General features: G+C 63.4%; 5 protein-coding genes and 1 pseudogene. All 6 read right to left on the bottom strand.

Annotated features, from left to right (window positions below):
* Positions 1–18: 18 nt before the first annotated feature.
* On the bottom strand, positions 19–273 hold the full coding sequence (locus tag Q8O80_RS02870; RefSeq protein ID WP_305576714.1) for a type II toxin-antitoxin system prevent-host-death family antitoxin: 255 nt from the start codon (positions 271–273) through the stop codon (positions 19–21).
* 107 nt (positions 274–380) lie between these two features.
* Complete coding sequence (locus Q8O80_RS02865) at positions 381–968, bottom strand: hypothetical protein (protein ID WP_305576712.1); 588 nt, start codon at positions 966–968, stop codon at positions 381–383.
* Positions 969–1,816: 848 nt separating this feature from the next.
* Positions 1,817–2,695: a hypothetical protein gene (locus Q8O80_RS02860; RefSeq protein ID WP_305576710.1), complete on the bottom strand. Its 879-nt coding sequence runs from the start codon at positions 2,693–2,695 to the stop codon at positions 1,817–1,819.
* Positions 2,692–3,165 carry a hypothetical protein gene (locus Q8O80_RS02855; RefSeq protein ID WP_305576708.1) on the bottom strand — a complete coding sequence of 158 codons (474 nt, stop codon included), beginning with the start codon at positions 3,163–3,165 and terminating at the stop codon, positions 2,692–2,694. Before Q8O80_RS02855 ends, Q8O80_RS02860 begins: the two co-directional genes overlap by 4 nt.
* Before the next feature lie 89 nt (positions 3,166–3,254).
* Positions 3,255–4,919 (bottom strand): ParB/RepB/Spo0J family partition protein, encoded by a 1,665-nt coding sequence (locus Q8O80_RS02850; RefSeq protein ID WP_305576715.1) that lies wholly within the window; start codon positions 4,917–4,919, stop codon positions 3,255–3,257.
* Between the two features lie 251 nt (positions 4,920–5,170).
* A pseudogene (locus tag Q8O80_RS02845) lies at positions 5,171–5,370 on the bottom strand (hypothetical protein); the annotation flags it as partial.

Genomic DNA, 5,370 nt, shown 5'->3' with positions numbered 1-5,370 from the left:
TCGGCGACGTCGCCCTGCTCAAGCATCGTCTTTGGCAGGTTCGAGAATGGCGTCAATGCCGGATATCAATTCCGCACTGACATCGTCCGGCGCATCATGCAGGGAATATGACTTCGTCGGGCTCGGTTCGCCGCGCATCCTGTGATAGTCGCGGGCGGAGAGAACAAAGAGCTTCTCCTTGCCGTGCTTGGTGAGCACGACCGGTTCGATCATCGCCGCCTCAAGAATTTCACCCGAAGAGCGGTTCATGTCGGAAAAAGTGTAGTGCTTCATCTCATGGCTCCTGTATTTCACGTAAAATAGGTATTTTACGTTGTTTTGTCAATTCGAGTCTTTGTGTCGACAAAAATGGGGCGGAGCCGAAGCTCCGCCCGTATGGCCTAGCTGAGTGCGGCCATCTGCAGTTCTGCCGCCTTGCGATCGACGGTCTGGCCGGGGTTGTCGATCGGGCGCTGGAAGGGCTTCCAGGCCTCGCCGACCACCTCTTCGTAAGCGGTCACGACGCCTTCGGCGGCGCAGCGGAGCGCGTGAGCCTGCAGGCCCATATCGGCTGCGAATTCGCGCTTGCGTTGGGCTGCCCCAACGAAACCGACCGGGCCATTGATGTCCTCGTCCCGGGTGTCATTGGATCCCTTGGCCGTGGCATCGCGGGCCTCGGTCACGGCGCGGCTGTAGAATTGTCCGGCCCCATGGGCGGAGCCGACAAACGAACCGACGATGCGCTGCAGGTGAATCTGCATCGCCCGTTCGCCGAGACCCTCGTTGAGGGCGTCGGCCGTGTCGACGATGATCTTGTGATGAAGTTCGCGAATGCCGTCACCGTCGATCACGGGAAGACCGAAGCTTTCGGAGATGAGGGAGGCCTGAGCGCTATCGGGGCAGGCAAGTCGGGCCATTTCGAGCGAAGCGCCCTTGCGAAGCTGGGTGACCTTGGCGGATTGACGGGAAGAACGAGCGGTACTGGTCATGTGAGTTTCCTTTCCTTCACGGTATGGCCGAAGGCTCAAGCCGGACTGCCGGCCTTCCCTTCGGGCGCGGTCAGGAAAAACCGGTGGAAAGACGGAGGCTTCAGGGTCCGCGCGGACCGGGCCAAGCGAACCTGTCCTGCGGGTCAGCAGGGCTTTCAGCCCTTGCGCCATACCGCGGGACCGGCTTGGCGAGGATGGTCCGCGCGGCCGCACCGCGGCGCGTCAGCGGCCTTGAAGGCTCCGGCCGCCGGTTTACGACCGCAGCCTGTCCCGAAGGGAAGGCCGGCAGACATGGCGCTCCACTGGCGGCGATGTGTAAAGGAAATGACGATTGCCAAACGGACCGCTCACCCGACCAAACCACCGCTGCGTCCACCGATGCGGTTCGGGAGAACGCTGCGCTAATCCTTGCCTACCGGCCATTGCGGGAAGGGCATGCTTCCGGATTCATTGTCTGGCGGGATGGCGGCAGGGGCCATGGACGCCGCAAGGTCCTCGCCGGCGACGGCCCAGTCGATGATGGCGACGTTGGCCTGACCGGAAATGGTGACGATCCGTCAAGATGGGCTTCGAGCGCTTCGGCGACGTGCGCACGGGGACTGGTGGTATCGGCCGTCACTAGAATATGGACTGCAACGAGCCATGTGGTCATGGTCTGGGTCTCCTGTTCGGGGTCATGAAGCGGGGAGCGTGGATCGACGTCAGAGCCGCACGCTTCCACGCGTCGGTCCCCGCGAACCGGGTGCTGTGCCGCCTGTGATGGATGATGAGCTTCGGATAGGCGCCCTCCATCCGGAAGCTGGCGTGCCAGCCGAAGGCAATGGCGATCAATTTCCAGGGGACGGACATCAGCGCCCCCATCCGATAAAGCTGGAGGGCCCGTCATAGACATCGTGGCGGGCGGGATCGATGACGAAACCAAATGGGCCGACCGTGTATTCCGCCGAGGGAACCAGAAATCGGCGCTCCTCCGCAGCGTGATCGCGCGTGCCGCCAAGCGTCGCGACGACCTCGACAAAGCCGTCGTGATGATCCGACCTGATAGCGGAGATCACGATCCAGTCGCCGACATGGCGTGACTGGAAGGCCCGGCGATCCTTTTCGCGGGATTGACCGGGTTCGAGCACGGTTCCCGTGATCGTCTCGAATTCGTCCGGCCAACTGTCCTTGACCGTCTGGTCGGCGCAGCGCCGTTCGAAGCTGGTAAACAATTCCGGGAAGGTGATCGCAACGATCGCCCACTCGACGTCTTCTTCGTACCAGCTATTGGCATTGCGAAGCCGCCCATCGACCCTGGCATTGCGATCGGCCGCAAGATGGAATCCGCCATGACCGGCGGTCGAATGGCAGACGATCCCCTCTGCAAAGACCGTGGCGCCCTGCGAGGGTCCCCAGGGCGTATACGCGCGGGAGTGGATTTCCCGGCGGCCGAGAGCATTTTTCTCGCAGATGTGCTCGGCCTTCTCGACCATTTTGGCACGGAAAGCCGACTCGTCGGTGAGCGCGCCGTGAAATCCGTTGAAGTCTCCCCGCACAAGCTCGCGCAAAGACCGGCGCTCCAACCATGCCGCGGCAAGGTGGTGGGTTCCATCCCGGCCGGGCAGCATGGCGTAGGCGGTGCCATCGATGCACGCCACGGCGAAACCGTCGGCGCTGGTCCCGAACTCAACCCCGGCCATGTCGGAGGGCTGTGAGGCGGAGGGGTGGGATTGGGCGGAATTGGTCATGCCGCCCTCCCCTCGACATGATCGGCGGCTACCTGGTCGGCGGTCACCTCATGCAGCACCGCATCGGGGTAGCCGTGGCGCGACAGCCATTCATCGGCCGCGGCCCTGCTGACCGCGACGTGAACCAGTTCGCCCGCATCGCCGGGCCGGCTGAGCACGAGAACCGAGCCGGCCGAAGGACGCTCGATGACGGTGAAGTCGAGATCGCTGTCGAGCGAGAAGGTCTTGAAGACCTTCAGCACGATCACCGCCTTGGTGCCGAAATCTCCCTCGTAAAGGGTGAAGCTGGCTGGAATGGCGGTCTCGCCGACGACAGTGCCGGGCTGTCTCTTGACGAGACGGCCGGTGTTGTTGTGACGCTCCCAGGCCTGGAGCTTGCGGCGGTGCCGCTCAGGGGGACGGGGTGTTCCGTCTGAATAGCGGATAATCGCACCGAGCGGTGCAGTGTCGAAAATCAGTTGTGCGGACATGAGTGATGCCTTCCTGTTGGATGAATCGGAACGGAAACGCCGCCGGACGATGCCGGCGGCGTGATGTGCGTTCGGAAGGAGGTAGACCGCTATTCGGCGGCCTCGCGGAAATCCTCGGAGACGGCGCCCGAGTCGATGTCGCTCTCATCCAGCTCGTCGATGGAGCCGTCGGCATCCCCGGCGTCCTCGTCCTGGGAGAGCTCGTTGCGGGCCTTCCAGTCGGCGAGTTCGTTTGCCTCCGGCGCGAAGTGTGCCGACGCATGGACGAAGCGTTCTTCCTTGAAATGCTCCACGAGCGCGGCGCGGGTGTCGCGGACCTTGTTGCGCGGCAACACCGAGGTATCCGCGCAAGCGGCCTCGAGAGCCTGCCGGGAGAGGCACAGAAGAAAGTCTTCGGTCCCCATATTGGGCAGGAAGCTGTCGGCTCCGACGACAGCGCCGGCAATCCGCGAGACGATGCCGCTGTTCGACATGTTGCGGCGGCACGACAGCACCTCGATCAGCACCGAGCGGACCGCGACCCTGAGCGTGTCCGTGTCGAAAGCGAGATTTCCCGTCTCATCGACCAGGGTTGCGGCATGGGACGCGATCTGGCTTCGGAATGAACCCGTATTGCCCGACCCGGTGTCGACGCGGACATTTTGACCGGCAAAGGCAATGACGAGCAGCGCCGTCAGCGTGTCGTCCTCGATCGGCGCGCGTTGAAGTGCTTCATGAAGCGCATCGGTGCGGAAATCGCCGATCATGTCCCGGCCTTTCTGGGTGACGTCCGGACGCTGCGTCTGCAGGGCGGCCGTTCCCTGCTCTGTCTTGCCCTTGCCAGCTTTCGGCTCCGGCAGCCGGTAGACGACGGACTGCACCTTGCCGTCGCGATCGAGATACATGGCCGTATGGTCTGACTTCTTTGGCTTGCCGTAGACGCGTTCGGCCTTCTTGGGGAGCTCCGGACCGTTCCAGCCATTGAGCTCGGCAATCATGCCATTCTTGGGCAGGTTGTTGGTCATCCATTCCTGCTGGGCGCCGAGAAAGGCCTCGACATCGATCGTATAGCGGCTGTCCTCGTCGGCGGGGGCGAAGAGGTCCTCGACCCAGGCGATGCCGTAGGCCCGCGCCAGCTCATCGTCGAAGCTGGCGTCGCGCGCATACATGCGGGTCTTGGACAGGCCGTTGGCAACCGACCACCAGGACGTCGTTTCGTTCTTCCTGGGCTTGTGGGCCTTCCAGACCTCCTTCTGCTCCGCGATCGAGGCTGCGGCAATGGTCCTGAGCTGCCGTTCGTCCGGCATGTCTCCCTTGGCCATCTGGTCCAGCATGGCCGGAAGCACATTGGCGAGCAGCCGGAGCTTCTTGATCTGGCGGACCGAAAGCGACAGCGCCGCGGCGATGCCTTCCTCGGTCCAACCCAGCGCCACCAGACGCTCGATGGCGCGCCACTGGTCGACGGGATTGAGCGGTTCGCGGGCGATATTCTCGACCATGGAGCGCATGGCGCCGCCATCCTCGGCAGGATCTGTCACAATGACCTCGATCTCTTCAAGTTCGGCGGCGATCGCTCCCCTGGTGCGGCGATGTCCGGCCTGGATGATGAAGCCGTTGCCGCCATCAGCTTCGGGAGAAACGACGGGCGGCTGGATGATTCCGACGGACTTGATGGTCGCGGCCAGCAGCGCATCGCCCTGCGGCGTGGATTTGGACTTGCGAGCGTCGTCGGGATTGTCCTTCAGCGCGCGCGGATCGATCTTGATGATATGCATAGGAAGCTCCTGTTCGCGATTATGGATCCGGCACCGCGCCGGTTCCCTTTCTCGTCTTCTTCTCGAAGACATCCCCGGGACCGCGGAGCGGGCGGGCCGGTGCAACTGCGGCCGAGCGTCCCTGCCCGGCCGGACAAGCGGGGCTGACAAGACCTGCGAAGAACGACGGGCCGGGATGGCGCAGGCGGCGGTTGAGCGACAGCGTCTCCGGGCCCAACCGATCTGCGACCGGTCCCCTTCCTCCTTCTTCTTCAGGCCGCCTCCACGGCCTTCCTTCCCTCCTTCAAGACCCCATCCGCCAGATCGGCTTCGATCTCGGCGAGTTGCCTGCGTTTGTCGCCAAGCTCGTCTTCGAATCCAAATTCTCCACCCTGACGGGACTGGTAGGAGTTCAATCGGCGCTCCGCGTCGTCAAGGCGGAAGCGATATTGCGACCGCTCGTCCTCGAAAC

This window comes from Devosia sp. (assembly GCF_030689745.1).
GTDB lineage: Bacteria > Pseudomonadota > Alphaproteobacteria > Rhizobiales > Devosiaceae > Devosia > Devosia alba.
Note: the sequence above shows the minus strand (reverse complement) of the source record. Positions and strands in the feature narration are given on the sequence as shown.